Origin of the sequence: Synechococcus sp. Cruz CV12-2-Slac-r, assembly GCF_024346075.1 — a bacterium.
In the GTDB taxonomy this organism is placed as follows: domain Bacteria; phylum Cyanobacteriota; class Cyanobacteriia; order PCC-6307; family Cyanobiaceae; genus Synechococcus_D.
In genome coordinates this window covers 1-15,938 of sequence record NZ_JAGQEK010000028.1, presented here as the reverse complement: position 1 = coordinate 15,938, position 15,938 = coordinate 1, and the positions used below count along the sequence as shown (strand labels likewise).

Annotated in this window: 21 protein-coding genes; 8 read left to right on the top strand and 13 right to left on the bottom strand. The window is 46.4% G+C overall.

Annotated features, from left to right (window positions below; genetic code table 11):
* Nucleotides 1-766 (top strand): type I restriction-modification enzyme R subunit C-terminal domain-containing protein (locus tag KB557_RS04125; RefSeq protein WP_315856189.1); only part of this gene is annotated, 766 nt, incomplete at its 5' end.
* A 234-nt stretch (nt 767-1,000) separates the two neighbouring features.
* Here the strand turns inward: KB557_RS04125 and KB557_RS04120 are convergent.
* From KB557_RS04120 to KB557_RS04105, 4 genes are read right to left on the bottom strand one after another with little or no spacing between them, the layout of a single operon-like run.
* On the bottom strand, nt 1,001-1,186 hold the full coding sequence (locus tag KB557_RS04120; RefSeq protein ID WP_255131553.1) for a hypothetical protein: 186 nt from the start codon (nt 1,184-1,186) through the stop codon (nt 1,001-1,003).
* 58 nt (nt 1,187-1,244) lie between these two features.
* Nucleotides 1,245-1,451 (bottom strand): hypothetical protein, encoded by a 207-nt coding sequence (locus tag KB557_RS04115; RefSeq protein WP_255131552.1) that lies wholly within the window; start codon nt 1,449-1,451, stop codon nt 1,245-1,247.
* A 2-nt stretch (nt 1,452-1,453) separates the two neighbouring features.
* Nucleotides 1,454-1,837 (bottom strand): ATP-binding protein, encoded by a 384-nt coding sequence (locus KB557_RS04110; protein ID WP_255131551.1) that lies wholly within the window; start codon nt 1,835-1,837, stop codon nt 1,454-1,456.
* 6 nt (nt 1,838-1,843) lie between these two features.
* Nucleotides 1,844-2,548: a GUN4 domain-containing protein gene (locus KB557_RS04105; protein ID WP_255131550.1), complete on the bottom strand. Its 705-nt coding sequence runs from the start codon at nt 2,546-2,548 to the stop codon at nt 1,844-1,846.
* 29 nt (nt 2,549-2,577) lie between these two features.
* On the opposite strand from KB557_RS04105, the gene mnmH reads away from it, so the two are divergent.
* Genes mnmH through KB557_RS04085 form a run of 4 tightly spaced genes read left to right on the top strand, consistent with a single transcriptional unit; the run spans nt 2,578 to nt 6,006 of the window.
* Nucleotides 2,578-3,573 (top strand): tRNA 2-selenouridine(34) synthase MnmH, encoded by a 996-nt coding sequence (gene mnmH, locus KB557_RS04100; RefSeq protein WP_255131549.1) that lies wholly within the window; start codon nt 2,578-2,580, stop codon nt 3,571-3,573.
* A gap of 24 nt (nt 3,574-3,597) precedes the next feature.
* Nucleotides 3,598-3,936 carry a photosystem II reaction center protein Psb28 gene (gene psb28 / locus KB557_RS04095; protein ID WP_255131548.1) on the top strand — a complete coding sequence of 113 codons (339 nt, stop codon included), beginning with the start codon at nt 3,598-3,600 and terminating at the stop codon, nt 3,934-3,936.
* On the top strand, nt 3,911-4,939 hold the full coding sequence (locus KB557_RS04090) for an AI-2E family transporter (protein WP_315856188.1): 1,029 nt from the start codon (nt 3,911-3,913) through the stop codon (nt 4,937-4,939). Before psb28 ends, KB557_RS04090 begins: the two co-directional genes overlap by 26 nt.
* Entirely contained in the window at nt 4,936-6,006 is a 1,071-nt protein-coding gene (locus KB557_RS04085; protein WP_255131547.1) for an AI-2E family transporter, read from the top strand. Before KB557_RS04090 ends, KB557_RS04085 begins: the two co-directional genes overlap by 4 nt.
* Nucleotides 6,007-6,150: 144 nt before the next feature.
* Here the strand turns inward: KB557_RS04085 and secF are convergent, their stop codons facing one another.
* The 7 genes from secF to KB557_RS04050 all read right to left on the bottom strand — a co-directional run bounded on the left by secF (nt 6,151) and on the right by KB557_RS04050 (nt 12,192).
* Nucleotides 6,151-7,116: a protein translocase subunit SecF gene (secF, locus tag KB557_RS04080; RefSeq protein ID WP_255131546.1), complete on the bottom strand. Its 966-nt coding sequence runs from the start codon at nt 7,114-7,116 to the stop codon at nt 6,151-6,153.
* Nucleotides 7,113-8,570 (bottom strand): protein translocase subunit SecD, encoded by a 1,458-nt coding sequence (secD, locus tag KB557_RS04075; protein WP_255131545.1) that lies wholly within the window; start codon nt 8,568-8,570, stop codon nt 7,113-7,115. The genes secF and secD overlap by 4 nt, the downstream gene beginning before the upstream one ends.
* Nucleotides 8,567-9,544, bottom strand: coding sequence for an alpha-ketoacid dehydrogenase subunit beta (locus KB557_RS04070; protein WP_255131544.1), 978 nt, complete (start codon nt 9,542-9,544; stop codon nt 8,567-8,569). The genes secD and KB557_RS04070 overlap by 4 nt, the downstream gene beginning before the upstream one ends.
* A gap of 186 nt (nt 9,545-9,730) precedes the next feature.
* A complete protein-coding gene (locus tag KB557_RS04065) occupies nt 9,731-10,066 on the bottom strand; it encodes a DUF3082 domain-containing protein (RefSeq protein WP_315856187.1) in 336 nt (111 codons plus the stop codon).
* A complete protein-coding gene (gene ispE / locus KB557_RS04060; RefSeq protein WP_399218634.1) occupies nt 10,038-10,976 on the bottom strand; it encodes a 4-(cytidine 5'-diphospho)-2-C-methyl-D-erythritol kinase in 939 nt (312 codons plus the stop codon). Before ispE ends, KB557_RS04065 begins: the two co-directional genes overlap by 29 nt.
* Nucleotides 10,937-11,740, bottom strand: coding sequence for a 16S rRNA (adenine(1518)-N(6)/adenine(1519)-N(6))-dimethyltransferase RsmA (rsmA, locus tag KB557_RS04055; RefSeq protein ID WP_255131542.1), 804 nt, complete (start codon nt 11,738-11,740; stop codon nt 10,937-10,939). The genes ispE and rsmA overlap by 40 nt, the downstream gene beginning before the upstream one ends.
* Before the next feature lie 44 nt (nt 11,741-11,784).
* Nucleotides 11,785-12,192, bottom strand: a complete 408-nt coding sequence (locus KB557_RS04050; RefSeq protein WP_255131541.1) for a YraN family protein — start codon at nt 12,190-12,192, stop codon at nt 11,785-11,787.
* 57 nt (nt 12,193-12,249) lie between these two features.
* Here KB557_RS04050 and KB557_RS04045 point away from each other — a divergent pair, with 57 nt between their 5' ends.
* Nucleotides 12,250-12,735 (top strand): pentapeptide repeat-containing protein, encoded by a 486-nt coding sequence (locus tag KB557_RS04045; protein ID WP_255131540.1) that lies wholly within the window; start codon nt 12,250-12,252, stop codon nt 12,733-12,735.
* Nucleotide 12,736: 1 nt separating this feature from the next.
* Nucleotides 12,737-13,102: a hypothetical protein gene (locus KB557_RS04040; protein ID WP_255131539.1), complete on the top strand. Its 366-nt coding sequence runs from the start codon at nt 12,737-12,739 to the stop codon at nt 13,100-13,102.
* 40 nt (nt 13,103-13,142) lie between these two features.
* Here KB557_RS04040 and dnaG read toward each other — a convergent pair whose 3' ends face one another.
* Both dnaG and KB557_RS04030 read right to left on the bottom strand, forming a co-directional pair.
* A complete protein-coding gene (dnaG, locus tag KB557_RS04035; protein WP_255131538.1) occupies nt 13,143-15,167 on the bottom strand; it encodes a DNA primase in 2,025 nt (674 codons plus the stop codon).
* A 66-nt stretch (nt 15,168-15,233) separates the two neighbouring features.
* Entirely contained in the window at nt 15,234-15,647 is a 414-nt protein-coding gene (locus KB557_RS04030) for a hypothetical protein (protein ID WP_255131537.1), read from the bottom strand.
* Between the two features lie 30 nt (nt 15,648-15,677).
* Here KB557_RS04030 and KB557_RS04025 point away from each other — a divergent pair.
* Nucleotides 15,678-15,938 (top strand): OB-fold domain-containing protein (locus KB557_RS04025; protein ID WP_315856186.1); only part of this gene is annotated, 261 nt, incomplete at its 3' end.

Below are 15,938 nucleotides of genomic sequence, written 5' to 3'. Positions count from 1 at the left end.
GGACTATTTCACGATCCTCGACTTCGTGAAGGCATACCAGCTATTTAGCGATCCTGAATGGGATGGCCCCCCTGAAGCCGTCGATACCGACCCCAAACAACCAACGCCCAAAGGCGAAATCGAAGAACCTGACAGGCTTGACGATGATGGCGTCGAGGAAACACTTCGCCGTAGCAAGGTGAGCATCAAGCTCGGTGATGGGAAGGAACGAGCCCTGCAACACATGATGGTGACCAGCTTTTGGCACCCTGATGGCAAGCCGATGAGCTCGACCCAGTTCATCGAACTGCTCTACGGCCAATTGCCTGAATTCGCTAAGAATGAGACCGAACTGCGTGAGATTTGGAGTTCACCAGTCACCCGCACCAAGCTCTTACAGGGCTTGGCTGAAAAGGGTTTTGGTGGTGAGCAGCTTGCCGAAATCCAATCAATCATTTCAGCCGAAAACAGCGACCTATTCGACGTGCTGGCTTATGTAGCTTATGCACTTGGCCCTATACCCAGGGAAGAGAGGGCCCAACAAGCTCGCTTATACGTTGATTCCCGCTTCACTTCTAAGCAGCAAGTTTTTATTGACTTTGTGCTCCAGCATTACATAACAATGGGTGTGCAAGAACTAGCCCAAGAAAAACTCGCACCCCTACTAAGACTGCGCTATCAAAACTCAATTGCAGACGCACTGGCTGATTTGGGTGGCCCAAAAGAAGTAGGTGAAATGTTTGCTGGATTCCAACGTTATCTCTACGAGCCAGTGGCTTCTGAATAATAAATACAAATATTTTTCGGATCATTAGGTTACACATTAATGAAATCCTCCTCTTAATTCTGGTAAAGATCTTGGCGCTAATTCAAATTAAATTCGATCTTTGGGGTGAATTCCAAAACTACCGGTAGCTGCCAGGAAAGATCTCACCCTTTGGAAGCGTTTTATGCCTCCTTTGCCAAGGTTACTTGGAGGCTTGTTTGCTGGGTTGATAATGGTTCATTAATCCATACCAAATCAGGTTGTTTCCAGCAAAGAATTGATCTGCTCCAGCGTTTTGGATTTGCAATGCGGGCTCATCCACCATGCATACAGATCAACCGGTACAGCGCAATTCTCCTGCGAAGGACCATGAATAAGCAATGTATTTGCTATTTTTGGTTGAGAAAACCCAATACCAATTTGCGAAAACCCCTGCTCCAAGGAAATATCAAAGCTATTAATACAGTTCTTTGGCGGTCTGCGTTATTAACAATGGGTCTTAAACATTAGCGATTGATTTACAAACCTCAGAAATGTCAGTACCTTTTTCTGCCTCTGCTACAACATCCCACTGCTGCAAGCAGTCATAGCTGTCCATAAAAGATTTAGCAGCGGCATCACTCAAAATCATCGACACAAGGATCTTCTTGGAAATTAGGTCTGTTGCAGTCTGCTGGCATTGCTCAAATGCTTGGGCTGTTCGCATTCCTAACGGCGTTTTGCCATTTGCACCCGATTTCCTTTGGGGCTCCAGCGCACATCATCAAAACATTGATGCATCAAATACAAGCCCCTGCCTGACAAGGCATCTAAACAATGGGGGAGATGGGCGCAGCGCAATTGCTGGGGCAAACCACAACCTTGGTCTTGCACCTGCCATACAAACCATCTGGGCATCAAGATTCGTCTTACCCGCAAAATCTTGAGGGGATCACCGCCATTGCCATGGCGCACTGCATTAACTAATGATTCCTGCAAACCAAGCTGCACAAGTTCCTTATCAGCAGAGGGCACAGGTTCGAGCAACAACTCCAAAAGTGGCTGCAGAGCCAAGGTTGAGGTTGTGCTGAATTCACACCAACGCGCACTCATTTGATCTTATGCAGAGGTTGTAACGGCGTCGAGAGCTGGATGACGCAAAATTGCGTCGAATAGCCTCACTCCTCTCAATTGATTAACAAGGGGCAGATGCCCTTCTGGTGCAGCATGGGACCAATTGAAGCTATTGGGATAGCGGGTCCAAACACCATCAAATTTCCAACCAAGAGTTAGCCAAAGTTTCTCCCAGTTGCCATCACTGCTCTGCCTTAGGCGCTGCTGGATACGAAATCCAAAGCGACCATTGCTGTAAAGCCACCACAAAGCATCAATGTGGGCTAGAAGCGCAGGATCAAACCCCGCCACCTCGCTGTAATAAACGTAGCCCCTAGTTACAGCGGCAACTCCAGCCATTTCCCTGAGTGCACTGCTAGTAAAACGATCTGCAATTTCAAGCTGTTCCAGAAGCAATGCATCCTGGATTTCTGCAAATAGATCAGATGCACCAACTGGTGCTGGCAACCAACCACCAGGAAAAACAGCCTTGATCTGCTTGAGCATGCTGGAATCAGAAGCCAACAGTCGCAGTAGGGCACCGCTAATCCAAGAATTAGCAGTTCGCGGCTGGTGCAGCAATTTCTGCCAGGCAAACTCTTGTAGTTGTGGTGCCTGGGCCTGCAGCTGGGGCCAAAAACGCAGCTGTTGACGCTCATTACCAGTAAGAAACCCCTCAAGTAGTTCCTCGGGACGTGGAACAGTCAACATCGCTATAGAGGCCAGTGCTAAGTATCGCAGTGAATGCTTTTCTCGAAAATTCTGCAGCTCTCATTGATGTGCGCAGCCCTGCAGAGTTTGAACAGGGCCACATCCCAGGGGCAAGCAACCTGCCGTTATTCAGCAATGAAGAGCGCTGTTTAATTGGAACCACCCATAAACAACTGGGTTCATATGCCGCCACTCAGCTGGGCCTGGAGCTGGTGGGGCCCCGGCTTGGAAAACTTGCGGAAAACATAAAAGGGGTAGCAACTGAGGGGAATCTGAGGATCTACTGCTGGCGCGGTGGAATGAGAAGCGGCAGCGTGGGCTGGTTAGCAAAAACAATTGGCCTTGAGGTGCAATTGCTCGATGGGGGCTACAAACGCTTCAGGAACTGGGCCCTTGCGTTGTTTGAGCAGCAATGGCCCCTGCAGATACTTGGAGGGGGCACCGGCAGCGGTAAAACTGAAGTGCTCCAAGCCATTGCACAAAAAGGGGGCGCAATGGTCGACCTTGAGGCGCTTGCAAGCCATCGAGGCAGCAGTTTTGGTGCCCTTGGCTTACCCGCGCAGCCAAGTAGCGAACATTTTGAGAATTGCCTTGCTATTTGCCTGCATAAGCAACAGGGCAAGAGTGTGATCTGGCTGGAGGCAGAGAGCGCCCAGGTGGGGCGTTGCCGCATACCAAACGGTATTTGGAAACAGATGCAAACGGCCCCGCTGGTGTTGCTTGAGCGTCCGACGCCAGAACGGATAAGCCTGCTTGTGGAGGTTTACGGCAGGCAGGAAATTGAAGGATTAATTGAAGCTACGCAGCGATTAAGCCGCCGGCTCGGGCCTCAACGCACCGCCATTGCAGTTGCCAATATCCGCGACGGCAACCTTGAAGCTGCATGCGCAGAAATCCTTGACTACTACGACCGTTACTACATAAAGGAGCTGCAAAAAAGGCAGATGGGCTTTAAACGCATTGCAGGGGAGGGCAAAACTGCTGAAACAATTGCCGAAATGCTGATGCAGCTTGAGGGTGCTTAAGCTTCTCGCTTTAAGGGTCACGTGATGGCTGCCTCAATTCAGTTTTTTCGTGGTGTTGATGAAACGGTGATTCCAGAAATTAAGCTCACCCGTTCACGGGACGGCATGACTGGTCAGGCCCTATTCATTTTTGAGGAGCCAGACGCTCTAGCACCAAACGCCGTTGGAGACATCACAGGCATGTTTCTGCTCGATGATGAAGGGGAATTAATCACAAGAGATGTAAAAGGTCGCTTTGTGAATGGCAAAGCCAGCGCTCTTGAAGCTACCTATACCTGGAAAAGTGAGGCAGACTTTGAGCGTTTCATGCGCTTTGCTGAGCGCTACGCAGAAGGCCATGAACTTGGATTCAACCAGAGCTGAAGCTCGGATGGGTTTTGCCCAATGGTGCAGCTTGGTTGCCCTGCTGGCTGCAGCAACAATTTGCTGGCAATTGCGGGAATTATTAATACAACTATTTGCTGCTGTGGTGTTATGTGTCGCCTTATCAGGCTTAGTGAGCGGTATTGAGCAGAGGCTAAAAATAAAGCGCTGGCAGGCTTTATTTATGGCTTTGGGGCTAATTATACTTTTAGTAACATTGTTGGTTTCCCAACTTGTTCCACCATTTATAGAACAGTTTAAAGAATTGCTTGATCAATTACCAAAAGCAGCAACATATTTAACAGGATTAGGAGATAATTATTTTATAAAAATGGGTCAAAACACAAATTTGAATCTGGGGGGAGGAGTTAAACCAATACTTGGATTTGTAGGTAATATTGGCGCCGCTGCTTTGCAATCACTATTTGTATTGGCAGTTACAGTAATGCTTGCAGCTCAACCCAAGAGTTACTACCAAGTGGCAGTATCGCTAGCACCATCCTTTTACAGAAAAAAGTTTGCGCTAGTGCTTGATCGATGCGGATTAGCCTTAAAAAGTTGGATGTTTGGCGTGTTATTGAGTTCAATATGTGTGGGATTACTGGCGTTTTTTGGGCTTAGTTTGCTAGGGGTCAAACTTACAATTGCAAATGGTATTTTAGCTGGATTATTAAATGTAATACCAAATGTTGGTCCCACGATTGGAACGATTTTTCCAATGGCTGTTGCTGTTTTGGAATCGCCCTGGAAGGCAGCAGCCGTTTTAGCTCTTTACATAATAATTCAGAATTTAGAAAGTTATGTAATTACCCCATCTGTAATGCATCACCAATTACGTTTATTACCTGGCCTCACCCTAGCGGCGCAGGTGGGGTTCACGCTAATTTTTGGTCCGTTGGGTTTAATTCTTGCTTTGCCGATGGCTGTGTGTTTTCAAGTATTGATTAGAGATTTATTAATTAATGATTTACTTGATGGCTGGAAAAGGCCATTAGGAACATGAATCGCCCGAGCCAAGCCTTTAATTGGCCTGCATTGCTTGGGAGCATCGCCCTACTAGGCCTTGGCATATTGGCCTGGGAATTACGTTGGGTACTCCTGGTTTTATTTGGTGCAATTGTGATGGCTGTTGCACTGGATGTTCCGGTGCAAATATTAATTCGACGGTTTAGATTAAAAAGACCGCAAGCACTGCTAATTGTATTGGTGCTGATATGTTTCCTGGGCTGGGAATTAAGCACAATGCTGTTGCCAGATCTACTGGAGCAAATTAAAACCTTAAATCAATTATTCCCTATTCTTATTCAAAAATTATTTCTACTTACCGGGGAGATAAAGGGGTTGCAAGATCTTCAAATCGCTTTAAAATCTTTAAATTCAATCTCTAACCTACAAAAACTTCAACCGTTTGGTAGTCAATTATTAGGTTTAGCTGGAGGGGCAGTAAACAGCTCGTTGCAAATAATCTTAATGACTTTATTAGCTATTTTGTTATGTTTAGATCCACCGAGTCATACCCGTTTAATTATTTCCTCAAGCCCACGATTCTATAGGCAACACGTCAAAAGATTACTGGGAGAGTGCAGAGCTGCCCTCGGTGGCTGGCTTGCTGGAATGACAATTTCTGCATCATTGGTGTTTTTAGTTACCTGGGCTGGTCTTGCATGGCTAAAAGTTCCGTTGGCATTATTAAGTGGCATGATCTGCGGTGCACTTACGTTTGTACCAACTATCGGGCCAACGGTAGCAACATTAGTGCCAGCGGCAGTGGCACTACTAATATCTCCATTGCTAAGTTTACAGGTAATAATAATGAGGCTTATAATACAAAATGCAGAAGCATTCTTAATAACGCCAATTCTCTTAAAGCATACTGTGAATTTGTTGCCAACTGTTGCTCTTATGGCTCAATTAAGCCTTGGCGCCTTGCTGGGTCTGCCTGGGGTATTATTAGCGTTACCAACAATAGTAGTATTACAGGTTTTACTTGAGGAAATTTTTGTTAAGGAAATTATGGATCGCTGGACCTTAAAGGCCTACCTGCCCGCGCGTAATAAAGTGGAGAAATAATCAACATTATTGTTGCTAATTTATTTGTTGAAACCGCATATAAAAAGCTCGTCCATGTGAAGTGCTGAAACAGTAAGATTAATTCGATACGAAGTTCGCTTAAAGCTAGGAACCAAACCGTTAGAGCTACAAATTGCTTAAATCTCACGCAGCTAGCTCAGGGTTGTTTGTTGAACTTTTTGAAGGGAGTTTTCCTCCAAGCAATGGAAGTAGTGGCGGAATCAAACCAATGCTAGACCAACCGCCGATTAACACCCCAACCAATAAAGCTACCGCAAACCAATATAAGCTCTCCCCTCCAAAGAAAATTAAAGCAATAATAGGTAAGATGGTTGAGGTAATTGTATAAAACGAGCGCTTTAAAGTACCAGCTACGGCACGATCAACCTGGTCTTCCACAGTAAGATCAGGCAGCACTTGTTGCTGCTCACGAATACGATCAAAGATAACAACAGTATCATTAACTGAATATCCAGCTATTGTAAGAAGCGCTACAACAAATAAACTATCAACCTCAACCCCTGCAAGTAAACCTAGCCAAGCGAAAATGCCAGAGGTAAGAATTACATCATGAATAAGGCACATTAACGCCATAGCAGCATATAGACGGGCATATCTAAGAGAAATATAAATAGCAATACCAGCAAAACTAACAATCAGCGCAAGTAAGCTACTGCGCAGAAGTTGGGAGCCCAGCAAAGGTCCAATCGTATTTATTTGGGTGTCACTGGCTTGGATCGGGCCAAGCACCCTATCTAAGGATTCAACAACTTCCCCGCTTTTTGCAGGGCTGAGGGCAACGGTACGAACACTGATCGCTTTGCCAGCATCAAGAGTTTGTACTACAGCATTTGCAGGGAGTGTTTTACGTAATTCTTCCATAGAAAAACTCTTGCAGCTTGGGCTACAGATGCGCTCCACCTGGATTGCAGTGCCACCAGTGAAATCAAGCCCTGGCTTAAGCGGAGCGTGAATTGGTGAAAGCCAACTTAAAAGCAATCCCAAAACACTTAAAATGAGCAAAACAATTGTTAATACCATGCAAAAGCGCCGGTATTTATTAATGCGGAAAGAGGGTTCTCGCAGCAAAGCGCCGCTGGAGGATGTCATGGGTGAGAAGGGGAACCCAAAAAGAACTCGGGTTTACGCAAGGCTGGATAACTAAGAACTAAACGCAACAACGTTCGGCTGCAGGTGAGGGCTGTAAATAAACTTAGTAGAACACCAACAGCAAGGGTTATAGCAAAACCCCTAACAAGACCCGTTCCCAACCAGCCGAGAGCTGCACAACTAATTAATGTTGTTAAATGACCATCAAATATGGATGAAAAAGCCCTAGAAAATCCAGCTTCAACAGACCGGAATAAACTATTGCCGTCTTGAAGTTCTTCTTTTGTGCGCTCAAAGATCAAGATATTTGCATCAACTGCCATACCAACAGATAATATAAAACCAGCGATACCTGGCAATGTTAAAGTAACAGGTATAAGTGCATAAATTGCTAAGTTAAAAAGAGCATATAAACAAAGTGCCAACACTGCAACAAATCCTGGCACTCTATAGATAACAATCATAAATACTCCTACAAGTGCAATTCCAAGCACTGCTGCCACCAGGCTATTGCGTACATTCTCAGCACCTAGGGTGGGGCCAACGGAGCGATTTTCAATAATCTCAACAGGCAATGGCAATGCTCCCCCCCTTAACTGCACTTCAAGGTTGCGCGCCTGCTCTGCAGTGAATTGACCGGTAATACTTGCAGAACCGCCGGTAATACCAGCTGTGGCAAACTGCGGCCCAACACTGGCTTCACTAATTGAGTTGCCATCAAGCATGATTCCAAGCAGACGATTTGTGCCAGCAATGGATTTTGTTAATGCTGCAAACTCATCTCCACCAATACGATCAAATCTCAGGGTTACTTCCCAAGCTTGACTATTGGGCTGCTGTTGCCTACCAGCATCTATTAGGTGGGTGCCTGTGAAAGCGGGAGCTTCGAAAAGAGAAACTATCCGTCTATTTGTGTCGGCAAGAATCGCCTCTAATTGCTGCTGCTCAGATGCCCCTTCAGGTGAATTGAGATCTAGTGATTTAAGCAATTCATTTAATGATTTATCCACATCTGGCCCTTTTTTATCCCTACCTACCAACTGATCTAATTTGGCAACTAGCAAGCGCTTAAGCCTCATTAAACCTGTCATCTCTTGTTCGGTATCAGGTTTCTGCGCCCTAAACTCCAACATCGCTGTAGTGCCAAGCACCTCCGCTGCTTTGCGAGGATCCTGCACACCAGGCAATTGAACAATAATTTTGTCGTCTCCGGAACTAGTTACCGTTGCCTCCGATACCCCTAAGCCATTAACGCGGCGCTCAAGAACATCCTTAACCGCCTCTAATTTGTTGGGCTCTATTTTTTTTATTGCACCAGCTGGTTTTATTAAAAGAGTTAATTGTGATCCGCCTCTGAGATCTAGCCCCAGGGAAAGTGGCAAGCTTCGTAAAACAAGCACGCTGCCAATAGCAAGAGCTAATATTAAAGCTAACCAGCCTTGAGATTTAGTCATCTCTGCACCATAGAAACAATGGTTGATACGATTTGATGAGGCTGAATAATTGTTAAATTCTCCAATTTTCCATTATATGGAGTTGGAATATCCTGACTAGATAAACGCACTGGAGGTGCATCGAGATCATCAAAGCAATTTTCAACAATTAAGGCAATCAACTCGGCCCCGATTCCACCTGTTTTCATACATTCTTCAACTATTACAACCCTATGCGTTTTAGCAACGGATTGCTTTATAAGTTCCATATCAAATGGTTTAAGACTAACTAAATCAATTAGCTCAGGGTCGTAGCCCTTTTCAACCACCTGCTTCACTGCCTCCAAACAATGATGACGCATACGCGAGTAAGTAAGCAGTGTTATGTCCTTACCCTCTCTCACCAACTCCGCCTTATCTAATGCGCAGGTATATTCTCCTTCAGGTATATCTTCACTCAAGTTATAAAGAAGCACGTGTTCAAAAAATAGAACTGGATTGTTATCACGAATTGCAGCCTTCATCAGCCCCTTTGCATTTCTTGGGGTGCTGCAGGCAACAATCTTTATCCCGGGGACGGCATGAAAGTAAGCTTCTAATCTTTGGCTATGTTCTGCTCCCAGTTGGCGACCCACACCTCCTGGTCCGCGTACAACAGTGGGAATTGTAAAATTACCACCGCTCGTGTAACGCAACATTCCCATGTTGTTGGAGATTTGATTAAAGGCAAGCAATAAAAATCCCATATTCATCCCTTCAACAATTGGCCGCAGCCCGGTCATCGCTGCACCAACAGCCATTCCAGTGAAACTATTTTCAGCAATAGGCGTGTCTAGTACTCTTAATTCTCCGTATTTTTCATATAAATCTTTTGTAACTTTATAAGACCCGCCATATTGGCCGACATCTTCACCCATCACACAAACGTATGGGTCGAGAGCCATCTCTTCATCGATAGCTTCGCGTAGAGCGTTAAAAAGAAGGGTTTCAGCCACAAAAGTAAGGGCACACAGAAGGCCGGCTTGTTCCGGCAGGGCCCAACCTATCAGCGGGACAGGGCCCTAGCCACCAGCAGCGAAGGTGGTGAGCAATAAAACCGATAGCAGCAGTCCGGGGGAGAGCAGCAGGGCCAGTAACCCCAAGTCGTGGGGAGTCATAGATTTAGCTCGTGTGAAGTGAGTTTAATCGGCAGGTATTGGCTTAGTAGGTAGGAGTGAGCGGATGAAGAGCAAAAACAAACCGATGCTGATCAAGCCACAGGTGAATGTAGCGAGGCAACCACTGCCTATTAATAATGTTTTCACAGCCGTAGCAATGGATTGAGCTATTCGCTGGCTGTAGTGGGGTGGTCTGTCGCTGTAGTAACCAATGATGCGCCAGGTGATGCTGATCGCCAAACCACAAAAAAGAGCACTGGTAAGACTGCCACTCAAGTAGCTCAAGGGGCCCTTTTTAACTGCTGCTTTTTCGGCTGCTTTTTCGGTGCTTTTAGAAATTTCTAGCTGGCTCAAACTCACACACCCAATGATCGAATCCATTCTTCCGCAACGCAGGCAGTAATTGCTGTTCGGCTGCGGAAGCCAAGCTGCGATCTAAAAACAAACCAAAAAGGCTTGGGCCTGATCCGCTCATGGCACACCCAAGCAACTGTGCGCTGCTTTTTAGCAGTGCTAAGCCAGAGCGCACACTTTCAACAGAAGGAGCCACCACCTCCTGCAAATCATTACGCAGCTCATGCCATTGCTGATTTGATTTATTGCGTAGTTGAGCGCGTCGATGTTCAAAATCCTGCTCCTCTTTTAGGTAGAACTTCTGCCTCAATTCGCGGCATTGGCTATAGGCCCATGGGGTGCTCACCTGAGCCGATGGATCTTTGATAAGCAAAACAGCAAGGTTTGGTGTGCTCGGAAGCGGCTCTAGCTTTTCGCCACGGCCAAAACAGTATTGAGTGCCACCGCTAAGGCAAAAAGGCACATCAGATCCCAGCTCCGCTGCCAGCAAGCGCAACTCCAGCATCGAAACATCAAGTTGCCAAAACCTATTTAGCAAGAGCAAGGTGCTAGCGGCATCGCTGGAGCCGCCAGCTAGCCCCGCCCCGATTGGAATATTTTTTTTAAGCTGCAATTTTGCTGCTAGTTCAGGGCGACCACAATGGGTTTTAAGAGCATGGGCCGCTTTAATAATCAAATTGCTCTGATCCACCGCTAGCTGAGGATCAGAACTTTCAAGCAACACCACACCTGGATCTGCAGCTTCAACACTGATCAAATCAAATAGATCGATGCTCTGCATCACCATGGCCAATTCATGGAAGCCATCAGGGCGTAAACCCAAAACTTCTAAATGCAAGTTGAGCTTCGCTGGTGCTTTTATTAAAGTGCTTGTATTCAAAGTGTTGATGGTAATGAAGATGCTAAAGCTACCCATTTATCAGGGCTAATTTCCTGGGGCCTTTGTTCGGGAGAAACACATGCTTGTTCAAGCCAATTTTGAAATTTCTCCCCTTCCGCAAATGCTGCCAATGTATTACGTATCATTTTGCGGCGAGAACCGAAGGCGGAATTCAAAAGTTGCTCAACAATTTTAGCGATCTGAGCATCAAGCAAAGTTGCCCGCGGTTTTAGGCAAATCACTTCAGACATAACCTTGGGAGGGGGCTCAAAACAACGGGGCGGCACTTCGCAAATCGAATAACAATTGCATTGCAATTGCATCCGCACACTCAAGGCACTGAAATTGCTATCCCCAGCTGCTGCCGTAATACGTTGCGCCACCTCCTTTTGTAAAAGCAAAACCAATGATTGGAAGCGATGGGGCGCCGGTTGATCAAGGCGGCCGAGCAGCACCTGCAGTAGAGGGCCTGTGATGTTGTAAGGGATATTTGCAACCACCTTATTTGCCTCTGGAAGTTGCACTACTAAGGCGTCGCCTTGTTGCAGATGGAAGCGCGGATCAGCTCCAAATTGCTGCTGCAAACCCTGCACTAAATCACGATCCAACTCAATTGCTTCAAGGCGAAACAGGGGCTGATTCAATAGGCGCTGGGTAAGGGCGCCTCGACCAGGGCCAACCTCCAAAACAATGTCAGAAGCTGATAATTCAGCAGCCTCAATGATCTGATTTAAAACAGCGGCATCTTTGAGCCAATGCTGCCCAAAGCGTTTACGGGCGTTGTGGCCTGAAAAACCCATAAAAAAAGGCTTTTTCCAGTTACTTATCTAATCACTGTGCAACATCACCCATGCCAAATCAGCCAGCGGATCGGTTTTTGTAGTCGTTGGCTGGGCAACGAAACTATCGGCACAAGGGCTAACACGATTTCAACAGAAGCGTTATGCCAACTTTGATGCAAAGCCAACCAACAGGAAAAACTGCGCTCTAATTTTTTCCTTTTCAGAATTCCAAATGCTCCAGCACCCCAGCCATCGGGCCCCACTCGGCTGCGGGCCTTCACCTCCACAAGGAGCAAGCGTTCAGGCTTCGCCACAAGTAGATCAATTTCACCCCAACGGCAATGCCAACGATGTTCCAGTGCTTGCCAGCCATGGCCTAAAAGCACTTGCAAAACCTCCAATTCTGCTGAAATGCCAACTGGATTATTGTTGTGCTTTTGGGGGTTGCTGGGGCTATTGGTAGCTGGCAAATCAAAACGACTGGAATTTCATTTAGGATTCCCCTTAGCTCTTATGCAAGCGAAGCAATGGCAAGAATTTTCCGAATTTTAACGATATCGTGCCTATTAATCAGCTTTTTTATATGCTTTACAAGCCCTGTATTTGCAGCAAAAGAATTTAATAAGCAGGTTTTAATCGGTGCTGATTTTCATGATGCCGATCTGCGGGCCACCACCTTTAGCCTCACCAACTTGCGAGAGGCAAATTTCAAAGGTGCCAATTTAGAAGGGGGGAGTTTGTTTGGCGCAAAACTTCAGGACGCAGATCTGAGCTACACAAATTTAAGGAGGGCAACCCTTGATTCTGCAGTATTTGATGGTACAAATTTAGATCAAGCAATTCTTGAGGATGCATTTGCTTTTAATACCAAATTTAAAAATGTAAGTATCATTGGAGCGGATTTCACTAATGTGCCGTTGCGCGGAGATTCCCTGAAAACCCTTTGCGCTGTTGCCTCTGGCATCAATAACAGCACTGGCCGAAACACATTCGACACATTGGAATGCCCCTAAAATGACCCTTGATCCTAAAAGTGCGCAGCGATTGCAGGAACTGGGCCGTAGGCTGCCCCAGGCATTACCTACTCCAACGGCAAAGGAAACAACTCCATTAAGAAAATTGCATGCTGTAGAAACTGAAGAGAATCCAGAAGAATTATTTCGCCAACTAATTCAGGTGAGTTCAGATGGAAATATTCCAGCTCATTTAATGGATAGGCTAAAACTCATTGAGAAGCAAAGCCTAAATAAGAGCAAGAACGAAGATAAAAATAAATCCAAACTTAGCATTAAAAACAATAAAAAAGATAAATTACCCGATTCATTTGAGAATAGTTTGTATGTAGAATTTCAGCAAATGCTTCTAGAGCAAGATGATTAACTTAATCTAAACATATTTCATTAGTTATTTGTTTGGGCGGCTAGGCGCAGCGCTGTTCGTCAAGCAGTGCTAAATAGCGTCTTTCATTGTAATAAAGTTCCTGAAACTTTATTGCATCAGCATTTAGCTCTTTAAATAGAATCTCAATTCGTTGTTCACCGTCCTCATTATTAACGGGAACCTTGCGATCTGCCTCCAGCAACAGGGCGATGCAATGCTCGAGGCTCTGTAACCTTTGGCTGCCCCAAGCCTCGATTAAATGGCGGCAGCGCCGCATCACTCTTTGGCGCTCGAGGCTCGCCGTAGTACCGCGCAGGTGCTGGGTTGCATTAACTAAATTGAGATCTTGCAATTCACTTGGTTCAAGCAACTCACTAAGCCTTTGTAGTAAGGCCGTATTTGTTTCCAAAAGTTGATCACTTAGCAAATTAGGAATATCTAAATCCGAGAGATTTTCACCAGAATTGTTACCACGACATATCTCTTCTAGTGCAGCGGCACCTAAATTTGCCTCTTCCAGTTCGCTGATGGCAAGCCAGAGCTGGCGGTGATGCGGAATACCAAAATCTTCAAGATCCCGGCTACGCAACTCGCGCCGAATTTCGGCTCTCACCCGAGGCACATGCAAATAAAGCCTTAACAAAGCAGCTTCTGCCCGTTCCCTGATTCCCGCTTCACCCGGTTTGCCATGGCGGCTAGAGCGTCCGTGCCAGCGCTGGCCCTTCACCTGCTGGCGCAAATCCTCCTCTAGCTGCAATGCCATTCGCGACTGTCCACCAGATAGCCGTTCCGCTACCCGCTGGAGATAATGACTTCGCAGGGCTGATTGGGGTAATTTGCCAAGTAATTCCACAAGAGATTTCACCACTTGCTGGAATTGATCAGCGCGGTTTAAATCCATCCCAACCAAAACCTGTTCAATCTGCCAATCAAGCCAAAGGGGCGCATTTTCAAGCAAGGCAAGATAATCTGGCGCCCCTTGATTTTTTAAGAATTCATCTGGATCCTTTCCCTCTGGTAGAGGTAATACCCTCAGCTCAATCTGCCCCTGTAAAGCTTGCTGCTCCACTTCGCCAATAGCTCTTTGGGCGGCCCTAATCCCCGCGCCATCGGCATCAAAATTCAACACAATTCGTCTGCTATCGCAGCAGCGACATAGCTGGGTTATCTGTTGATTACTAAGAGCGGTACCCAAGGCGGCCACCGCGTGGCGTACGCCTGCTGCATGCAGGGCAATCACATCAAAATAGCCCTCTACTACAACCGCACAATCTGCGCGACGAATAGAATCAACAGCCTTATCAAGGCCGAATAAATGTTTTCCTTTTTCAAAAACTTCGGTTTCCGGTGAATTGAGATATTTCGGTTCAACGCCCTCAAGGCTACGGCCTCCAAAACCAATAATGCGACCTTGGCGGTCGTGAATTGGAATCATTAGTCGTTGTCTAAACCTGTCATAAAAACCCTGCCCCCCTTTACGGGCCACCACCAAACCAGCCAATTCCAAGCAATCCGTATCAATATTCTCAACTTGCTGAAGATGATTAATTAAGCCATCCCATTTATCAGGGGCATAACCCAATTCAAAATGTTCAATCGTGCCATTATTTAAATCTCTTTTGTTTATAAGATAATCAAGTGCCGCCTCGCCCCCTGGGCTGCGCAGATTTGCACGAAACCATCCACTAGCCAATGCCAAGGCTCTATGTATTTTATCGCGGCGAGAAAGTTGTTCTTTTAAACGTTCCTGTTGCGGTGCATCAAGAGTTTCTATCGGTAATGAGTATTTTCGTGCTAGCTCAAGCACAACATCACTAAAACTTTGGCGCTTAAATTCCATTAGGAATTTCAAGCTATTTCCGCCCGCTCCACAAGAAAAGCAGTAATAAAACTGCTTCGCTGGAGATACGGTCATCGATGGTGATTTGTCGTCGTGAAACGGACAGATCCCTACATATTCCTTGCCTTTTTTCTTGAGTACTACGTGTTCACCAACCACCTCGACAATGTCTGCCCTTTCTTTTACCGCCTCAATAGTTCGGGGGTGGAGGCGGGGGCTGCTCACAAGCTATTGAAGGGGTGCTTCATTCTCTCCGGTTTATCGCGAACGCACCAGCAGATGAAATGCAGATTAGGAAAGCGGATAGCTACTCCACTGGGCCAACTCGGGGGTGGGGGGGCGCAAAAGCCGCCAGGTTTGCCCCTTTTCGCCGCGCAAAAGCCGCACTTCAAACGGATTTGAAACATTTAATGGCTCTCCTGGCCAACGCCAATCAAACCGGCCCCGCAGCAACCAAACCCGATTACTTTCCACCTTTTCGATGCTTTGTTGATCGAGGCGCACCCTCTGCAGGCTTGGATCACTATCCCGTGGCGAAACTTGTAAAGCAGCAGCCAATTCACTTTGGCTCAACTGCACTTGCAAATTTAAGGCTTGCAAAAGAGCCTGTCGAGGCGGTTGCCCCACAGCTGCGCAACCGGAAAGCAGCAGAATTAAAACGATTAGGGCCCCTTGCTGGGCCAGCCGGCACAAGGTTAAAAGCAACGGCAGCATGAACTCAATTCTGGTAACAGCATGATTGGTTGGCTTGAAGGGCAACTGGGCCACGCCTGGCAGGAAAATAACCGCAGCGGAATTTTGCTCATTTGCGCGGGCGTGGGCTACGAAGTGCAAATCAGTAAAGATCATTGGGCTGACACGCGGCTAAGCCCATCGGGCACGCTGCTTAGATATTGGATTCACCACTTACACAAAGAAGACGGCAGTTCACTTTTTGGATTCAACCAGCAGCATGAAAGAGACATATTCCGTTTACTAATCAGCGTTAGTGGCGTT

Coding starts and splice junctions, on each gene's coding strand:
- KB557_RS04115 (WP_255131552.1), bottom strand. CDS start 1,451: ATGCGAACAGCCCAAGCATTTGAGCAATGCCAGCAGACTGCAACAGAC.
- KB557_RS04110 (WP_255131551.1), bottom strand. CDS start 1,837: ATGAGTGCGCGTTGGTGTGAATTCAGCACAACCTCAACCTTGGCTCTG.
- KB557_RS04105 (WP_255131550.1), bottom strand. CDS start 2,548: ATGTTGACTGTTCCACGTCCCGAGGAACTACTTGAGGGGTTTCTTACT.
- psb28 (WP_255131548.1), top strand. CDS start 3,598: ATGGCTGCCTCAATTCAGTTTTTTCGTGGTGTTGATGAAACGGTGATT.
- KB557_RS04090 (WP_315856188.1), top strand. CDS start 3,911: ATGAACTTGGATTCAACCAGAGCTGAAGCTCGGATGGGTTTTGCCCAA.
- KB557_RS04085 (WP_255131547.1), top strand. CDS start 4,936: ATGAATCGCCCGAGCCAAGCCTTTAATTGGCCTGCATTGCTTGGGAGC.
- secF (WP_255131546.1), bottom strand. CDS start 7,116: ATGACATCCTCCAGCGGCGCTTTGCTGCGAGAACCCTCTTTCCGCATT.
- secD (WP_255131545.1), bottom strand. CDS start 8,570: ATGACTAAATCTCAAGGCTGGTTAGCTTTAATATTAGCTCTTGCTATT.
- ispE (WP_399218634.1), bottom strand. CDS start 10,976: ATGGGTAGCTTTAGCATCTTCATTACCATCAACACTTTGAATACAAGC.
- rsmA (WP_255131542.1), bottom strand. CDS start 11,740: ATGGGTTTTTCAGGCCACAACGCCCGTAAACGCTTTGGGCAGCATTGG.
- KB557_RS04045 (WP_255131540.1), top strand. CDS start 12,250: ATGGCAAGAATTTTCCGAATTTTAACGATATCGTGCCTATTAATCAGC.
- KB557_RS04040 (WP_255131539.1), top strand. CDS start 12,737: ATGACCCTTGATCCTAAAAGTGCGCAGCGATTGCAGGAACTGGGCCGT.